Source organism: Rhodococcus sp. NPDC060176 (assembly GCF_042728675.1).
GTDB lineage: Bacteria > Actinomycetota > Actinomycetes > Mycobacteriales > Mycobacteriaceae > Rhodococcus_F.
In genome coordinates this window covers 1,365,365-1,383,072 of sequence record NZ_JBHWYS010000002.1, presented here as the reverse complement: position 1 = coordinate 1,383,072, position 17,708 = coordinate 1,365,365, and the positions used below count along the sequence as shown (strand labels likewise).

General features: G+C 60.2%; 13 protein-coding genes. 4 read left to right on the top strand and 9 right to left on the bottom strand.

Annotated features, from left to right (window positions below; all coding sequences use genetic code 11):
- The first annotated feature begins 67 nt into the window (after nucleotides 1–67).
- Nucleotides 68–5,926 carry an amino acid adenylation domain-containing protein gene (locus tag ACFWEM_RS14895; RefSeq protein ID WP_378534484.1) on the top strand — a complete coding sequence of 1,953 codons (5,859 nt, stop codon included), beginning with the start codon at nucleotides 68–70 and terminating at the stop codon, nucleotides 5,924–5,926.
- Nucleotides 5,923–6,561 carry a histidine phosphatase family protein gene (locus ACFWEM_RS14890; protein ID WP_378534482.1) on the top strand — a complete coding sequence of 213 codons (639 nt, stop codon included), beginning with the start codon at nucleotides 5,923–5,925 and terminating at the stop codon, nucleotides 6,559–6,561. The genes ACFWEM_RS14895 and ACFWEM_RS14890 overlap by 4 nt, the downstream gene beginning before the upstream one ends.
- 83 nt (nucleotides 6,562–6,644) lie before the next feature.
- Here the strand turns inward: ACFWEM_RS14890 and ACFWEM_RS14885 are convergent, their stop codons facing one another.
- The 4 genes from ACFWEM_RS14885 to ACFWEM_RS14870 all read right to left on the bottom strand — a co-directional run bounded on the left by ACFWEM_RS14885 (nucleotide 6,645) and on the right by ACFWEM_RS14870 (nucleotide 10,529).
- Nucleotides 6,645–7,694: an alpha/beta hydrolase gene (locus ACFWEM_RS14885; RefSeq protein ID WP_378534480.1), complete on the bottom strand. Its 1,050-nt coding sequence runs from the start codon at nucleotides 7,692–7,694 to the stop codon at nucleotides 6,645–6,647.
- Between the two features lie 140 nt (nucleotides 7,695–7,834).
- Nucleotides 7,835–8,689: an ABC transporter permease gene (locus ACFWEM_RS14880; RefSeq protein WP_054188169.1), complete on the bottom strand. Its 855-nt coding sequence runs from the start codon at nucleotides 8,687–8,689 to the stop codon at nucleotides 7,835–7,837.
- Complete coding sequence (locus ACFWEM_RS14875) at nucleotides 8,689–9,552, bottom strand: ABC transporter permease (RefSeq protein WP_054188112.1); 864 nt, start codon at nucleotides 9,550–9,552, stop codon at nucleotides 8,689–8,691. The genes ACFWEM_RS14880 and ACFWEM_RS14875 overlap by 1 nt, the downstream gene beginning before the upstream one ends.
- Nucleotides 9,549–10,529: a daunorubicin/doxorubicin resistance ABC transporter ATP-binding protein DrrA gene (locus ACFWEM_RS14870; protein WP_054188113.1), complete on the bottom strand. Its 981-nt coding sequence runs from the start codon at nucleotides 10,527–10,529 to the stop codon at nucleotides 9,549–9,551. The genes ACFWEM_RS14875 and ACFWEM_RS14870 overlap by 4 nt, the downstream gene beginning before the upstream one ends.
- A gap of 414 nt (nucleotides 10,530–10,943) precedes the next feature.
- On the opposite strand from ACFWEM_RS14870, the gene ACFWEM_RS14865 reads away from it, so the two are divergent.
- Nucleotides 10,944–11,798 (top strand): glycosyltransferase family 2 protein, encoded by an 855-nt coding sequence (locus ACFWEM_RS14865; RefSeq protein WP_019747547.1) that lies wholly within the window; start codon nucleotides 10,944–10,946, stop codon nucleotides 11,796–11,798.
- Nucleotides 11,799–11,805: 7 nt separating this feature from the next.
- Here the strand turns inward: ACFWEM_RS14865 and ACFWEM_RS14860 are convergent, their stop codons facing one another.
- From ACFWEM_RS14860 to ACFWEM_RS14840, 5 genes are all read right to left on the bottom strand, one after another.
- The gene (locus ACFWEM_RS14860) at nucleotides 11,806–12,750 is read right to left on the bottom strand and encodes a diiron oxygenase (RefSeq protein ID WP_378534478.1); all 945 of its coding nucleotides are present in this window, start codon (nucleotides 12,748–12,750) and stop codon (nucleotides 11,806–11,808) included.
- A 6-nt stretch (nucleotides 12,751–12,756) separates the two neighbouring features.
- A complete protein-coding gene (locus ACFWEM_RS14855; RefSeq protein ID WP_378534476.1) occupies nucleotides 12,757–13,653 on the bottom strand; it encodes a prephenate dehydrogenase dimerization domain-containing protein in 897 nt (298 codons plus the stop codon).
- A gap of 8 nt (nucleotides 13,654–13,661) precedes the next feature.
- Nucleotides 13,662–15,746, bottom strand: coding sequence for an aminodeoxychorismate synthase component I (gene pabB, locus ACFWEM_RS14850; protein ID WP_378534474.1), 2,085 nt, complete (start codon nucleotides 15,744–15,746; stop codon nucleotides 13,662–13,664).
- Nucleotides 15,743–16,258, bottom strand: a complete 516-nt coding sequence (locus ACFWEM_RS14845; RefSeq protein ID WP_378534472.1) for a chorismate mutase family protein — start codon at nucleotides 16,256–16,258, stop codon at nucleotides 15,743–15,745. Before ACFWEM_RS14845 ends, pabB begins: the two co-directional genes overlap by 4 nt.
- Nucleotides 16,259–16,363: 105 nt before the next feature.
- Complete coding sequence (locus tag ACFWEM_RS14840; protein WP_378534470.1) at nucleotides 16,364–16,840, bottom strand: hotdog fold domain-containing protein; 477 nt, start codon at nucleotides 16,838–16,840, stop codon at nucleotides 16,364–16,366.
- A 552-nt stretch (nucleotides 16,841–17,392) separates the two neighbouring features.
- Here ACFWEM_RS14840 and rpsJ point away from each other — a divergent pair.
- Nucleotides 17,393–17,698 carry a 30S ribosomal protein S10 gene (gene rpsJ / locus ACFWEM_RS14835; RefSeq protein WP_003938093.1) on the top strand — a complete coding sequence of 102 codons (306 nt, stop codon included), beginning with the start codon at nucleotides 17,393–17,395 and terminating at the stop codon, nucleotides 17,696–17,698.
- Nucleotides 17,699–17,708 lie beyond the last annotated feature (10 nt).

Below are 17,708 nucleotides of genomic sequence, written 5' to 3'. Positions count from 1 at the left end.
CGAAGGTGAGTTGCTCGATGCAGCGTTGGGTCTCCGTACACACCGTTCGACCGCAGGTGGCGGTCGTATGAGTACTGACGACGCGACCCGGCGGAAGACATCTCGCGCCGGCAGGAACGAACGACCGGCACGCACCAGGCGCGCGCGGGTGCCATTGCTGCCTCAGCTACTCGCAGCTGCAGTGGACCTCAACCCAGCAGCACCGGCGATCACATTCGGGGGTCAAACCCTCACTTACGCCGAAGTGGACGCGCTGTCCTCGCGTCTGGCTCGGTTGCTCATCAGCCGCGGAATCGGGCCGGAGGACCGGGTGGCGGTGTCGATTCCCCGCTCCATCGAGTCGGTCTGTGCGGTGTGGGCGGTGGCCAAGACCGGCGCAGCTTTCGTGCCGGTCGATCCCAGCTATCCTGCAGACCGCGTCGAACACATGATCACCGATTCGGCAGCCTCGATAGGGCTGACCACGGCCGCGTACGCTATCGACCGTCCTCGCAGCGTCCAATGGCTGGAAGTGGACGGCGCCGTGTTGACGGCCGAGTTGGCCGGTATCTCCCCGGATCCGGTCTCGTATACCGAACGCGTTCGAACCCTTCGCGTGGATCATCCGGCATACGTGATCTACACCTCGGGGTCGACAGGACGGCCCAAGGGCGTCGTCGTCACCCACGCCGGGCTTTCAGACCTGTGTGCGGAACAGGTCGAACGGTATGCGCTCACCTCTACGTCGCGGACACTGCATTTTGCTTCGCCGAGTTTCGACGCTTCCGTGCTCGAACTGCTGCTCGCCGTCGGTGCAGGCTCGACGATGGTGATCGCGCGTCCGGACATGTTCGGCGGCGACGAACTCGCGGAACTCCTGGTGTCGGAAAAGATCACGCACGCGTTTGTGACCCCGGCGGCGCTGGGTTCGATTTCCCTTGACGGCGCCCACCAGTTCGACAATCTCGCCGTGGTGGTCGTCGGCGGTGAAGCGTGTTCACCCGCGCTGCTGTCCACCTGGGCACCCGGCCGACGGTTCTTCAACGCATACGGACCCACGGAAGCCACCGTCGCCAGCAACATCGCCGAGTTGACCGTCGATCGTCCCGTGACGATCGGTGGTCCCGTCCGTGGTGTCGGCGTGTTCGTCCTCGATTCTCGACTTCAGCCGGTCGCCACCGGAACCGCCGGCGAACTCTACCTGTCGGGCACCCACCTTGCCCGCGGGTACAACGGCCTGTCCGCAACTACGGCGGCAAGTTTTGTCGCAAATCCGTTCGGCGGTGCCGGGGAGCGGCTCTACCGGACCGGCGATACCGTGCGGTGGATCCGCACCGGCGGCGATGGCGGAGCCACCGATCAGACCGGTGGTGAGCGCGACCTCGAATATCTCGGGCGGGGGGACTCACAGGTCAAGATTCGCGGCTTCCGGATCGAACTGGGCGAGATCGATGCCGTCCTTGCCGCCCAACCCGGAGTCGACTTCGTCGCCACCGTCGCGATCACCGGTTCCTCAGGTGACGCCGCGCTGGTGTCGTATGTCATGGCGAATGCCGACGTCGAGCTGGACCCAGACTCGTTGACCGCCAGCGCTCGGGCCGTTCTTCCGCGCCACATGGTGCCTGCATCGATCATGGTCATCGACCGGATTCCTCTCACCCCAGTGGGTAAGTTGGACACCGACAGCCTTCCCGAGCCGATCTTCATCTCGCGTGCGTACCGCGAACCATCAACGCCTGCACAGGTACTCGTGGCAGCGGCCTTCGCCGACCTGCTCGGAGTCGAGAGGGTCGGTGCCGAAGACGACTTCTTCGAACTCGGCGGCAACTCACTTGTTGCAGCAAGGCTGGCTGGACGTCTCGGTGCTGCGTTCGGGACACGCATTCAGGTGAAAACCCTCTTCGAGGTATCGACGGTCGAAGCATTGGCTGCCCGAATCGAAGCCGAGGCGGAGGGGTCCGTCAGAGTACAGCTTGCGCCGGTGATTCGTCCGGAACATGTGCCGTTGTCGCTGGCGCAGCAACGGATGTGGTTCCTGAGCCAGTTCGATTCCGAATCTGCTGTCAACAACATTCCGATCGTCCTCCGCCTGAGTGGTGAGCTTGACACGGTTGCGCTCGACTCAGCGGTCGGTGACGTCCTAGCTCGGCACGAAGTCCTTCGTACTGTCTACCCAGGAATCGACGGTGTGGGCTATCAGCAAATTCTGCCGGAATCGACCGCAGACATCGACCTCGATCCCGTTCCGTTGGCCGATTCGGCACTTCTCGGCGAACTGTTGACGCTCGTTACCGCCGGATTCGACGTCAGCTCGGCAGTTCCGTTGCGGGTCAAGCTTTTCCAGACGGATCCGTCCGAGTACGTCCTGGCGATGGTCGTGCACCACATTTCAGCGGACGGCGTTTCCGTAGCGCCGTTGGTTCGGGACGTTGCGTTCGCCTACCTTGCGCGTGTGGACGGCCGGAGTCCGGAGTGGACACCGCTGCCGGTGCAGTACGCAGACTACGCGATGTGGCAGCGTGAGGTTCTCGGCGTGGATTCCGATCCGACATCGTTGATGTCCGAGCAGCTCGCGTACTGGAAGACGACCTTGCGAGACCTGCCGGAGAAGATCGAACTCCCGGCCGACCGTCCACGACCCTCAATTCTCTCCACCAGAGGCGGCGTCCACCGTTCGGACGTGGACGCTGAATTGCACAGTGCCCTGGAGCAACTCGCACTTGACCACAACGTGTCACTGTTCATGGTCGTCCATGCGGCGCTGGCGGTCCTGTTGGCAAGGTCGAGCGGCAGCGGTGACGTGGCGATCGGTTCACCAATCTCTGGACGAGGGGAACCCGAACTCGACGATCTGATCGGCATGTTCGTAAACACCCTGGTGTTACGCACGGCCGTGAATCCAGGAGCAAGCTTCTCCGATTTGTTCGACCATGTGCGTGACATCGATCTGGGGGCATTTGCCAACGCCGATGTGCCATTCGAGCGGCTTGTCGAAGTGCTCGACCCGGCACGATCCCAAGCGCACCACCCGTTGTTCCAAGTTGCGCTGTTCTTCCAGAACATGGCCGACGACGCACTGGAATTGCCCGGACTGCGTGTCTCCGGATTCGACGCCGGCGTCGACATCGCGAAGTTCGATTTGCAATTGACCGCAGCTCCACGGGAAAACGAGTCGGGGGATGCCGCAGGGATCGCGCTGTCCTGGCTCTACGCCACGGATCTGTTCGATGCCTCGACCGTGTCCGCCTTCACCGATCGGTTTGTCCGCATACTGCGCGCGATGGTCGCAGATCCCGGTTCAGCGGTCGGTGATGTCGAGGTCATGACTGTGTCTGAGCGTGCTTTGGTGCTCGAGTCGTGGAACGACACGTCTCGTCCGGTTGTGGGTGGGTTGTTGTTGGATGGTTTTGATTCGGTGGTGGGGGTTTGTTCGGGTTCGCGTGCGGTGGTGTGTGGGGATGTGGTGCTTTCGTACGGGGAGTTCGATGAGAGGGTTAATAGGTTTGCGCGTTATTTGATCGGTTTGGGTGTTGGGCCGGAGTCGTTGGTGGGGTTGGCTGTTCGGCGGTCGGTGGATTTGTTGGTTGGTTTGTATGCGATTGTGCGTGCGGGTGGGGCGTGGGTGCCGTTGGATCCTGATGCGCCGGTTTCGCGTAATGAGTATGTGTTGGATTCGGCTGATCCGGTGTGTGTGGTGTCGACGGAGCGTGATGGTTTCGTGGCGTCGGGTCGTCGGGTTGTGTGTGTGGATGTTGTTGATGTGTCTGGTTTTTCGGGTGCGCGGGTTTCTGATGTGGATCGGCGCTCGCCGTTGCGGGAGTCGAATACGGCGTATGTGATTTTCACGTCGGGGTCGACGGGTCGGCCGAAGGGTGTGGCGGTCTCGCATGCGGCGATTGTGAATCAGTTGGAGTTCATGCAGGGCGAGTATCGTTTGTCGGCTGCTGATGTGTATTTGCAGAAGACGGCGACGACGTTCGATGTGTCGTTGTGGGGTTTTTTCATGCCGTTGCGGGTGGGTGCGGTGTTGGTGTTGGCGTCGGCTGATGGTCATCGGGATCCGGGGTATTTGGCGTCGGTGATTGATGATCAGGGTGTGTCGGTGACGGATTTTGTTCCGACGATGTTGTCGACGTTTTCGTCGTTGGTGGATCCGGGGTTGTTGGGTTCGTTGCGTGATGTGTTGGTTATTGGTGAGGCGTTGCCGGTGGAGGCGGTGCGTGAGTTCGGGTTGGTGTCGTCGGCGCGGTTGCATAATTTGTATGGTCCGACTGAGGCGGCGGTGTCGTTTACGTTTGCGGATGTGACGGCTGCTGGGTCGGGGTCGGTGGTGTCGATTGGTGTGCCGGAGTGGAATTGCCGGGTGTTTGTGTTGGATTCGCGCCTTCGGCCGGTTGCGGTGGGTGTTGCGGGTGAGTTGTATTTGTCGGGTGTGCAGTTGGCTCGGGGGTATGTGGGTCGTCCGGATTTGAGTGCGGATCGGTTTGTGGCGTCGCCGTTCGGTTCGGGTGAGCGGATGTATCGGACGGGTGATTTGGTCCGTTGGAACACAGTTGGTGAGTTGGAGTACATCGGTCGTACTGATTTTCAGGTGAAGTTCCGTGGTCAGCGGATCGAGTTGGGGGAGATCGAGGCGGCGTTGGTGTCGCATGGGTCGGTGTTGTCGGCTGCGGTGGTGGTGCGTGGGTCGGTGATGGGTGATCAGTTGGTGGGGTATGTGGTGCCGGCGGTGGGGTCGGTTGTGGATGTGTCGGTGTTGCGGGGGTTTGTGGGGGAGCGGGTTCCGGGTTATATGGTTCCGGCTGCTGTGGTGGTGTTGGATGCGTTTCCACTTAATTCGTCGGGGAAGTTGGATCGGGCGTTGTTGCCGGAGCCGGTGTTCGAGGCTCGGGTGTTTCGGGCTCCGGTGTCGTCGGTGGAGTTGGTGGTGGCGTCGGCGTTTGTGGGTGTGTTGGGTGTTGATCGGGTGGGGTTGGATGATGATTTCTTCGAGTTGGGTGGCAACTCCCTCATCGCGATGAAATTGACCGCCAACTTGAGCAGCACACTCGATTTCGATGTTCCTGTCCGCATGCTCTTCGGTGCATCGACACCCGAACTACTCGCTGCCAGGATCGAAGAGGCTCGGGAATCAGGTTCGGCGACACCGGACGATCATGCGATCGGCGTCCTCTTTCCCGTTCGCATCGAAGGACAGCGGCCACCGCTCTTCTATATCCATGCAATGAGTGGTCTGGCGTGGAAGGCCTCGGGCTTCGCTCCGTACCTAGAGGCAGATACACCGATCTACGGCCTGCAAACTCCCGTAATGACGGAGGCGTGGGCATTACCGACCTCTGTCGACGAGCTAGCGCACCGTTACGTGCGTGAGATGATCGATGTGAATCCGACTGGGCCGTTTAACATAATCGGCCACTCAGTTGGAGGGTTCATCGGCCATGCATGTGCTGTTCTTCTACGCGAGCAAGGTTTCGAGGTCTCTCTGTTCATGGTGGATCCACGTCATCCGAGGGAGGTCGACGATGATGTAGCGCTCGAGAACACCCGTGACATGGCAGCTAGTTGGGGGGTGGAACTCGGTGAAGGCGCCGACGTCAATTCTCTTGATCGCAGCCAGATCATCGCCATCGGTAAGACGCTGGACTCGGTGTCGTTCATGACTGAGACACAGATTGGCGCACTTTACGACTTCGCTTCGGCGAGTGGTGAATTGATCTCCGGGTATGAGCCGCGCAAATATGATGGCGACGTGGTGATGTTCCGGGCAGCTGCGGGCATGGACATCGACTTCACAGTGACAGACGAATGGAGATCGGTGATCGGTGGACAGATCACCGACATCGATATCGACAGCAATCACACGTCGATGATGCATCCGGACAAGCTCGAGTTGATCGGGCCGATCGTCGCCGAGTACCTACGTACGCAGGAGAAGCGCTCGTCATGACTGATGAAACCCCGGCTCGGTCGGCCGAACCTCGCACTGTCGTGCATTTTGTACGTCACGGAGAGGTGTTCAATCCGTCGAAAGTAATTTACGGCCGGCTACCCGGATACTCGCTTTCCGAATTGGGCAATCGCCAGGCGAAGGCAGTCGCCGAGATTCTCAGTGATCGTCCAATCTCTTCGATCTTCTCCAGCCCGCTCGAACGCGCGATTGAAACTGCCACTCCGCTAGCCGATTTGTTGAATCTACCCATCGAGGAGAACGAAGATCTTGTGGAGTGGGAGGGAAGGTTCGACGGGATCGCAGCGGGAGACCCGAGACTGAAGCCGTCGGTCGGGTTGCTGCTCAAAACGTGGAATCCAGTGACGCCTTCGTGGGGGGAGAGCTACAAATCGATGGTCAGGCGTATGTCTGCTGCCCTGGATTCGGCTCGGCGTCGGAGCGCGGGCAAGGAGGGCGTGTGCTTCAGTCACGAGCTGCCCATCTGTACCTTGCGGCGTTCGTTGAGGAGCGAATCATTGTGGCGTCGGCAGCATGAACGCGATGTGGCTCACACTTCGATCACTTCAGTCACTTTTTCTGGCGAAGCCCTCGTTGATGTCAGCTATTCCGCAAGCCATGTACCTACGGACTGAGGTATAGAGGAAAGCCAGCCTGTTCTTCTCGCATTTGATCGAGAAGAACAGGCTGGCTGGTTGAGAATGTTCCTGCGGTTGTCTCAGATTCCGAGTGAACCGGCGATGAACGGCCATGATTTGTGTAGCTGATCCTGCCAGTAGCCCCACGAGTGGGTCCCGACCGGCTGGAAGTCGACAACGGCCGGAATATTCAATTCATACAGGCGCTTGGCCATGTTCGAAGTGCAAAGGTTGGTCGCTGCTTCGATCGGGCCGCCGATGATGATCTGGTTCTCCGTATATGCGCGACCATCACTCAGACGTGGGTTGAGGAATGTGTCGTTCGGAATTCCAGGAAGCCCGTTTCCGGTGCTCATGTAGATGGGCGTCCCACGCAGCTTCTCGGCGTTGACGAGCGGATCGTGTTCGACCCACCCCGGTCCGTCCAATGGTCCCCACATATTCGTGATGTCGTCGACGCCGCCGATCCATTCCGTGGTCGTCCGGACGAATGCTTGTCCGAGGGGATCGCTGGTCTGTGCGCAGCCACTGTAAGCGGCAACAGAACTGTAGAAACCGGGGTACTCGATCGCCAAGTTCAGTACCGACGTACCGGACATCGAGATGGCCGAGATGGCTTGCTTACCGTTGCTCCCCAGCTCTTCGTTCAACAACGGGGGCAATTCTTTGCCCAGGAAGGTCGACCACTTGTTGCGTCCGGCCTTGGGGTCGTCCTTCTCCCAGTCAGTGTAGTAGGAGAGACGCCCACCGACAGGCGTGGCGACGTTCACGTTCTTGTCAGCGAAAAAATCGACTACATCAGTCTGTAGTTCCCATGTCGCGGCATCTTCTCCGCCGCCGGCACCGTTCAGCAGATAGACGATCGGGCGAGGTTCGGAGTTGTCGGCCGGGGTGATCACCTGAATCGGAACGTCCTTGTCCATCGACGCCGCATAGACGTTGACGACGAGCTGACGGTCATTGACCTTCTCGACGGATTTGATGTAGGAGCCCGTCGACGCTGTTTCGGATGAGTCGCCACCGACGCGCGCGGGGGTGGCCTGCGCGAGACCGGCTGTGAGCAGTGAGCCGGCAACGGCCAATGCACCGATCTGTACGGTGCGTCGCCAGGTCGTGTAATTTCGCGTCAAGACCTCATACCTTTCGGTTGATTCATTGTCGATTGCGACCTTGTCGCATTCAGAGAATTGAGTCGGTTATTGTTTGTGGACTGTTACCGTATTTAGATATTCGAATTCTGGTATAAGGCCACACTCGCTGGATGCGTCTGTCATGAAGTCTCCGCAGCCCGGCGGTAACCCCGAATCGCAGGATATAGAAATACAGCGATCATTCCCGCTGACCAGGCAAGCATTTTCAGAACTGGCACCAGGACCGGGCCTCCGAGCGAAAGTCCGCGCATAGCGTCGACTGCGACGGACATCGGTTGTGCGGCAATAACGGGTTGAAGCCAGACCGGATATGCCATTGTCGGGACAAAACCACTGTTGAAGAACATCAACAAGGTGCACCCAATGGAAACCAATTCGACGAGCGGAACATTTTCCGACATCGTGGCGAGAGCCGTGACCATTACCGCGAACCCAATGCCGAATGCGATGGGTAGAAGTATCATTGCCACTGCCGCAAGCGGGCCCTGAGTGAACCGGAAGCCGACGGCATAACCAACGCCGATGATGACGATCGTTGTCAATAGAACGCGAACGGCTTCAGCGATCATCCGGCCCACCAGGCCCGATGCCCGGTGTGCGGGCAGCGTCCAGAATCGACCGAGCAGACCGCTCTTCCTCTCGCCCCGCAAGCCAACTGCGCTGGCGATCGAACCGAACATCGCCCCCACGAGAATGATGAGCGGGACAGTCCCATAGATACTCGGCTGCCCGGTGGCAGCTGTGATGGAATTCCCCAGAACAACGCGAAACATGATCAAGGTCAACGCGGGATAAACGAGCGCCTGAACAGTCGTTGAAGGATCGCGCGCCCAGTTGATCAGAAGCCGCTTCGCCTGAATAAGGCTGTGGGTCCAGAGCGCGCTGGCCGAGTTCTCGGGTAGTGCCGCGTTGGGAAGAGGGAACGCGAGCGCCCTCCCACTGCGTATCTCCTCACGCTTCTCGAGAGAACTCATCACGCTCGCCTCGTACTTGCCCAGTATGCGAGTGGCCCGCATACCGCTATCAAACCGATCGACCAAGCCGCAACTGGCACCAACGTATTCGGGGTGAGGGTGCCGGCAGCCAGGTCCCGCATGGCGTAGGAGAACTGAGATACGGGCTGATTGCGTACGAACGGCCGGATCCATTCCGGGAATCCGCTCTCCGGAACAAATCCACACGAGAGCATTCCGAGGATCAATTGGGGAAGCGTCAATGCCTGACTGGTTGCTTGTGGGCTCTTCGACAGCGAGCCGATTGCATCACCACCGAGCGACAAACACGTACTGAAAGTCAACGCGATCACGCAGAAGAGCATGGCCTGTGACAGACCACCGACGAAGCGAAATCCGATCGCGTATCCGTAGATCACTGCTGCCGTCAGTGAGACGACGGATCGGAGGAATCCACTACTCATCCGCGAAAACAGTGGAACCGGGCCGAAAACCGGCATGGTTTGCATCCGACTGCTGAAGCCAGTGATGCGTTCGGTCGCCGACATTTGCGCCGCTGAGATCGAAGTGAAGGCCATCGCCTGCAAGACGATGATCGGCATCAAGAACTGTGCGTAATTGATTCCCTGCAGCTGCATTACGAACTTGAGGGGCAGGTAAAAGCCGACCGTGAAGATCAATGGCGCGACGATTGCGACGAGCAATTCGTGCCGGCGAATCATTGCGCGAACGGTACGGCCGGTAAGGGTCCACCACTGTGTGACCGCGGATGGCTGCGGACGACGATGGCGTCCGATGCGAGCTGCATTTGGCACCGTGATGGACCGTTGACCTACCTGCTTCAAGGCAAGATCTTGAGTTGCGTATTTCGTCGTCGTGGTCACGTCGCATCGCTTGTTTCGCTCGGACGCGACTGCCCCGTCAACGACAGGAACACGTCGTCAAGTGAAGGTCTGCGCAGGGCGATGTCCGCGAGTGGTATCCGTGCGTGATCGAGACGCCGCAGAGCTTCTGCAAGGGTCGCAGAACCACGGGGTGCGGGAATTGCAATTCGGCCGTTCTCGACTGCCAGATCGAAGCGGAAGTCCGGCGGAACCAAATTACCCAACGCGTTGGCTGCTGGCCCCAGCAAGCTTGCCTCGGCGGGAACGATTTCGCAGAAGCTGGCGCCGGTTCGTGCCTTCAATTCGTTGGCCGTCCCTTCCGCGATGACAGATCCTTTGTCGATGACAATGATGTTGTCGCTGAGGAGGTCAGCTTCCTCGAGGTACTGAGTGGTCAGCAGAACCGTGATGCCTTGCTCCTTCAAAGTCTGCACGAGGTTCCACACGCTCTGGCGGCTGCGGGGGTCCAGTCCAGTCGTCGGCTCGTCGAGAAATACGACTTCTGGCCTCACTACCAATCCACACGCAATGTCGATGCGTCGTCGCATGCCGCCGGAGTAGCCTGCAACGGCTCGCCCCCCAGCTTCCACGAGATCGAATTCCTCCAGAAGGTCCACGGCTCGTTGCCTGGCGGACGCGCGATCGAGGCCCATCAGGCGAGCGAACAGTTCGATGTTCTCGCGTCCGGTGAGTGCGTCGTCGAGTGCGGCGAACTGGCCAGTCATCATGATCGAACGGCGAACGTCGGCTGGGTTGCGAGCGACGTCGTATCCGGCAACCATTGCGACGCCGCGGTCAGGCCGAATCAACGTGGACAGAACCTTGACGGTGGTGGTCTTACCTGCGCCGTTGGGTCCAAGGATGCCGAGCACTGTGCCCTTGGGAGCTTGGAAGTTGATGCCACGCAATGCGTGCACATCCTTGAAGGACTTGTGAACGTCCTCCACGACTACCGCCGCGTCCGTCGATAAGGGCATCAATTCTCCGCTGTCTACATGGGTGTTCGGGCCGAGCTGTGCTTGGACACGGCTTCTCGGCCGTGTCCTTTCTCGAGCAAGTCGTAGCCCGAGCCGGAGTCACTGGTAAGGACCCCAGTGGTTGCGGGAACCTTGTACGTCTATCTCCGGATGCACAGTGGATGTTACCGGAGGGACAACCTCGTTCCGGCCTTCGCGCGGTGGGGATCGATGCAAATGTGCAGCTTGGCGATAAGCCGCGGTCAGGCCGACCGACTGGACTGTGCGATATCGCACAGTGTCCGGTACCGGGCCTGATTTCGTGTCGCCGACAGGTGTGAATGCTCGTCGAATACTACGAGTTCGTACTCGATCGACGGGCACCCCTGACTCGATCATCAAGTCGACTCCCTCTGGCGAGGTAACCTACTGCTCATGGATATCGGCACGTTGTCAGTGGTGGTTCCCGTGTACAACGAGGAGGACTACATCGCCGGGTGTTTGGAGTCCCTCGCTCGTCAAGGGGACGAAATCCTCGAGATAATTGTTGTCGACAACAATTCCACCGACCGCACCCCTGAAATCGCGCGTTCTTTCGAGCAGCGGGATTCTCGAATTCGATATCTTGTAGAACCGCGTCAAGGCGTTGTTCATGCTCGTAATGCCGGGTTCGACATCGCAGTGGGTGAATTCATCGGAAGGGTCGATGCGGATTCGCGTGTCGCACCAGGGTGGGCGCGAGCGGTTCGAAGTTCCTTCGCTTCTCATGATCTTGATGCCGTTACCGGTTTCTCGTTGTTTTACGAGTCACCGTTTTCGGGTCTTCAACGAGCAGCGGTGAACAAAGCCGAGGCCCGTGGCGATTTCCACGGAATCAAACCGGCGCACGCACTGACTGGTTCGAATATGGCGATTCGGGCGACGTCGTGGCGCTCGATCCGCGACAAGGTCAGTGATCGCACCGACATTCACGAAGACGTGGATCTGTCGCTGTGCCTGGTGAAGGCAGGGATGCAGTTCGGCACTGACCTGGACATGCGGAGCGAAATCTCGGGTCGAAGGGGAGAGACTGGACCCATCGAGTTTCTGTCATACAACAAGGCTTCGGTGACAACGCTCGAGTATCACCAGGCTATGACTACACGACTTCGTTTGATGATTCTCAAGACGTCAATTCTGCATGCTCTGTTGTGGCCGGCGTACCGAATGTACGACCGGCAAACCGATCGGTTGTCATGGCGGAAACTGCTGTCAGGTTCCGGAGCCCGCACTATGCCCGTGGATTCGTGAGAGTCGGCTACATCCTGTCCAGATTCAAGGTCTTGTACAACCTCTCGACACCGCTGTAGTCCTGCACGAACAGGTTGTTGCGCCGTCCCGATTCGACGTCGTCGAGCATCTTCTGCCCGCCGGGTATGGCTTCGATCTCCATGATTGCTCGCCACGCGCCGAAGTCGGTCCCGCTGAACGCATGCATCGCGTCCTCGAAGCCTTCCAATAGATAGCTGCGATCTCCACGATCCAGGGAATCCCAGACCAGTACGGCCAGTTCCCCGGCAATCGAGGCATGGCAGTACTCGTCGCGAGCGTGCAACCGAATCGTCGCGCGGTTGATCGACTGCACGCCCGGGTCGTCCGAGATCAGGTCGAGGTATGCGGTGATCGATACCTCGGCGACGGTCATGAACGCCAACTGTGTCAGGGCGATCTTGCGCGGCCCGTCGGCTGCGTCGAGAGCTTGCGCCCGCGTGCGGACCGTCAGGACGTCGGGCAATGCCCTCGACGGAAGCTCCCAGCCCCTGCCTCGACGGGTCGCTGAACTGGCATTGAAGTGCATGAGCGTGTGATATTGCTCGTCGACCATCGCCTGATTGACAGCAACTGCAGCCCGATCTCCGAGTCCGACGCCGAGACGGTCTTCAGCGAGAACATCGAATCCGGGGTTGACGACGTACTTCTCGATATCCATGACGTTCTTGTTGAACGCAATCCATGCCCAGGCCTGCAGGCGTTGCTTCTGCTCGGGACTCATTGCCAGGTAGGTCGGATGCTCCGCGAACGGGAGAAGTGCTTCGGGGTAGTCGGACAGCGAAGGGTCGAAGAGATCGTCCAGTTCCGGCTCCGCCTTCTTCACGGTTGCCCGGCGTGCCCAATTGCTCGCAAGGCGATTGACGATCGCACTCTCGACGGGATCGGAGGCGTCGTGATCCGGCAGGCTGGGCGGACTCACTCCAGGTCTCATCGTGCCCTACTCTCTGTGCCCTCCGGCAGTCTCCCCGTGCGCTTCGGCAATGCGATCGAAGAGGCTCTGGCACTCCGCATTCAATTCGTCTGAGCGATCACCGAGTGCTGCCTCTGCCACTTTCATCAGCGTCGTGAAGTCGCCGAGTGCCCTCGTTGCGGTGTCCACCTGCGAGGTTGCTTCCGCCAGCGCTTTCCGTGTTGCACCTGCATACGGATTGCCCGCTTGCACGTCCCAGTACACCTCCGGTTCGCCGCCGGCTATCCGCGCCAGGAGCGCCAGCAGGGCCCGATGCGGGGGAGGAGCGACCGCGAGGAGTTCGTCCGCGGAAACTCCGAGTTCGGCCAGGGCAACGCCGAAGGCCAGCACCGACGCGTGGGTCAGTACCTGGGTCGCTGCGGCCAATCGGTCGTGCCGATCGGCGTCCATCACCGCGACCGACGCTCCCCACGAGCGAACGACGTCGAGAAACTTTCTGGTTTGCGGACCATCGACGTACGGCACCGCGATGACGGATCGACCACTCGGGCCCAGCGACGGGCGGAACATGGGGTTGAGTCCGAGAATCTCCTGTACTCGGCCGGTGTCGGCGATTGCTGCGTTCATCCGCGATTTGACCGACAGTGTGTCCACGACGAGAGCGTCGGACGTTTGAAGCGTCGGCAGTGCAGCTAGAGCGACCTGTTCGGGAACCGCGAGCACGATGATGCTCGAGGACTCCACGTGTGCGAGGACGCGGTCACTGGGTTTCGTGATGTCACCGACGACATCTCCGTCAGGATCGCAGCCTGCTGGATCGACGACGGTGACCGTCGACCCCTCGGCGCGAAGCAGTTCGACGAACATGGATCCGACGGCACCCAGGCCGCCGACAACCGTCGCGGTGCCTGATGCCGGCGTCATGGCTGGATCTACCCGCCGTACTCGAGGACCCGCGAGGACACCGCATCGAGCGCACGGAGCAGCGTGGACGCCTTGACCGTTGTCTCGTCGAATTCTTCTTCCGGGTCGGACAACGCGGTGATGGCACCACCGATTCCGAAGGTCACGCCGCTCTCGGTGCAGACCAGCGACCGGATCACGATCGAGAGGTCCGCGGCGCCACCGAGGGCGAAGTACCCGATCGATCCGGAGTACACCCCGCGCGGGCCGGATTCGAGGCGGTCGATGATTTCCATCGTCCGTACCTTCGGGGCGCCGGTCATCGATCCACCGGGGAAAGCGGCCCGGACACAGTCCACGGCCGACGATCCCGGACTCAGATGTCCACGCACGGTCGACACCATTTGATGAACGGACGAGTACGACTCGATCGCGAACAGCCTCGGAACGTGCACGCTTCCCGGAACGCAGACTTTCGTGAGGTCGTTGCGAGTGAGGTCGACGATCATCAGGTTCTCGGCGCGGTCCTTCTCGCTGTCGAGCAGGTCCTGCCGAAGGGCAGCATCTCGCGCCCGGGTGACGCCACGCGGGCGAGTGCCCTTGATGGGCTTGGACTCGACGTTGCCGTCCGCGTCGACACGTAGGAACCGCTCTGGTGAGGCCGAAACGACCGAGATGCCGGTGAAGTCGAGCAGTGCGCTGTACGGCGTCGGATTGATCGAGCGCAGATACTCGAACGCCCGCAGCGCGTCGATCGTCTCGTCGACGCTCGCCATGTTGGTCAGACACACCTCGTACGACTCACCTGCGCGGATCTCCGAGAGCGCGGTCCCGATCAATGACAGGTACTGATCGCGATCATGCCGAAGTCGAGCCTGTGTCCAGACCGTCTCGCTGATCAGGGGAACCGGTGTGCGTTCCGGAAGGTCCGCGCCGATCCGCGCCAGGGTGTCGATGGTCGATTCGAGCCAGTCGTCGTGGCCGGCGTCGCGGACTTTCTCGCGCAACCTCAAAACGTGAGTGCGGCCGGCAGTGTGATCGATGACGACGGCGCGATCGGCAAACACCAGGGCGGCATCAGGAGTGGGTGCCGGATGTACTGCCCTTCCTCCGGTCTGCGCTTTCAGTTCGTAGCCGAGATAGCCCACGTAACCGAGGTTGAAGTCGAGTTCCGGATGCGAGGGCACGAAGCGCGTCGCGAGTTGCGCGTCCAAGTAGTCGAAGAACGGAACTCGAATGTGCTCGTCGGACAATCCTTTTCGGCTGACCGTCAACACCCCGGCTTGTACGTCGTACGTGATGAATTCGGCCAGCGGCCCCGCGGAATCGCCCAGAATCGAAAAGCGTGCACTCGGCTCCGCAGTGGCCGAGCGGTCCAGCCAGAACGCATTGGGGCCTTCGGCGAACAGTGCTGCAAACGCCGCCGACGGGTCCACGGCAAAATCGAGGGTCACGTCGTCGACGTCGTAGTTGATCGCCGGTCGCAAGTCGGGCGTTTGTGACGCCGGTTCGTGTCGGATCACCGAATCCAGAGTTCGTCCGACAGACAGATCGCGGAAGTTCGCGAGCAGATCGATGCCGAACTCGGTACTGATGGACTCCGGATGAAACTGCACGCCCCACATCGGCTTGGTCCGGTGCCTGACACCCATGAGCAGTCCGTCGGAGGTCCACGCGGTGCGAACGAAGGCATTCGGCAGATTCTCGACGGTCAACGAGTGGTAGCGAACAGCTCGGAACGGTGACGGAAGTCCGGCAAAGATGCCCGAACCGTCGTGATCGATCAGCGAGATGCGGCCGTGCATCGGGACGGGCGCAACCACCACGTCGGCACCGAACAACTCGCACAAGCCCTGGTGACCTAGACAGACACCGAGAAGTGGGAGAGGTGCCTCCTCGATGAAACGGCGGCTGATTCCGAAGTCACGCTCGCGATCGGGCCGGCCGGGACCGGGGGAGATGACCACGTTGTCGTACGACGCGAGATCGAGGGAATCCCAGTCCGCGTCGTTGCGGACCACGGTGGGCACAACCCCGTTGACCTCGGTCAACAGGGTGAACAGGTTGTAGGTGAACGAGTCGTAATTGTCCACCAGAAGGGTGCGGGAACTCATGTCGATGATCCTGATCTCGGTCCGACGGATTCCCGAACAGTGTCCTCCTCCTCAACGGGTGCGTTGATCACCAGGTCTTCGAGTCGACAGGTCTCGGCGATCATCAGCTCGTACAGCGAGTTGAAGAAGTCAGGGGAGAGGTCGTGACTCCGGGCGAATTCGCGTGCCCGTTCCTGCACGAGGCGGACTCGGCCGGGTTGCATCATCGGAACCTCGCGGGAGCGCTTCCACTCGCCGATACGCAGGCAGAGTTCCAGCCGCTGCCGCACCGTTTCGAGAAGTAGAGCGTCGATGGCGTCGAGGTCGCGCCGAAAGCTGTCCAACCCCTCGGCATTGTCCGGATACGCCCGGGTCTCCGTGCCTGATTCGGAACTCGTTGTGGTCAAGAACTCTTCCACGAGGCCTCCCGGTGCTCGGCGTGACGCGAGGTCGACAATGCGGTGTCCGGAACGTAAATCACCTCCGGACACCGGCACCCCGACCGACCATCGCCGTTCGGGGAGGTGTTCCACGATCGTCTTTCGCCGAAACCTGCGGCGGCCCGAATTTCTGCGAAACCTGTTGGCGGGCGAATTAGCTTGCGATGCAGGCGGGTTCGTGACCGCCTACGTGGGTGCCTATTTGGGGGTGACCCAAGTGGTGATCTCGGCGTGGACTACTTCCTTGCCGTCGCGGTCGAAGATCGAGATGGGAACGACCAGTTCAGTTCCGCTGTCGATCGCAGCGAAGTCCGGCAATGTCTCGAGGCGGGCGACTGCTCGCAGACCCGTTTCGGCTTTGGCGAGGTAGTCGACCTTCATCGACTTGGGGATCCAGCGGTGTGAGTTCGGAACCGTCGCTTCGCTCAGCATGCCCATTGCGACCTCCGCGAGATTGCAAGCTGCGATCGCGTGAAACGTGCCGAGATGGTTGTGGACACCCCACCATTTGGGGGAGCGGACCTCGCAGAGCCCTGGTTCCAGCTTGGTCACCCGGGGGAGAACGGAGGCGAAATAGGGGACGCGAATGGACATCGCCGCCGAGAAAACTGCATGTCCGAGGGCGTTGTCCGGCAATTTCTGCCATCCGCGATAGGTAGGGCTGGAGGTAGTCATGAACCTATCTTACTTCTGAGTAAGGTTGTTGTCGCGCAGCTCACTCGGAAAAGGCAGTTCGGGGGAGTTGAGGAATTGGGCCAGGTACGGCATACTGGTCGGGTTGCCTTGTCCGGGACGCGGTCGTTTGCGGCCGTGATCGGGTAAGGGTAAGACGTCACAGACGATCGATCGCAGATCCGTCAAGGGAAATCGGGTCTACGACTGTGACCATGCAAGACGAGAAGTAATGCAGGACGGAAGCAGTACCTACTTTGTGTTCGACATCGAACACGTCCGGTACGCATCACGCGCCAGATGATCGAAAGATTATCCGGCGCAGGATGAGTGAGAAGGCGACACGCCCGACCGCGTGTACCGGAGAACAATGACAAACGAACAGCGGCAGCAGATCCTGATCTCGATCCGAATCTCGGTACTCCCGAGAACTTGGACTTGGTCCCGATCGCTTCAGTGTTCGTCGTGTCATCGTCCAGGCAAGGACTGTGCAGACGAGGTAGCTCGAGCCTGACCAGGCGGGCTACGAAACGCGGCAAGAAAAGGACACTAAGCGTGGCGGGACAAAAGATCCGCATCAGGCTCAAGGCCTACGACCACGAGGCGATCGACGCGTCAGCGCGCAAGATCGTCGAGACGGTAACCCGTACGGGTGCCCGCGTCGTTGGACCTGTGCCGTTGCCGACCGAGAAGAACGTATATTGCGTCATCCGCTCGCCGCACAAGTACAAGGACTCGCGCGAGCACTTCGAGATGCGTACTCACAAGCGGCTGATCGACATTCTCGACCCGACGCCGAAGACGGTTGACGCGCTCATGCGCATCGACCTTCCGGCCAGTGTCGACGTGAACATTCAGTGACGGCGGAGAC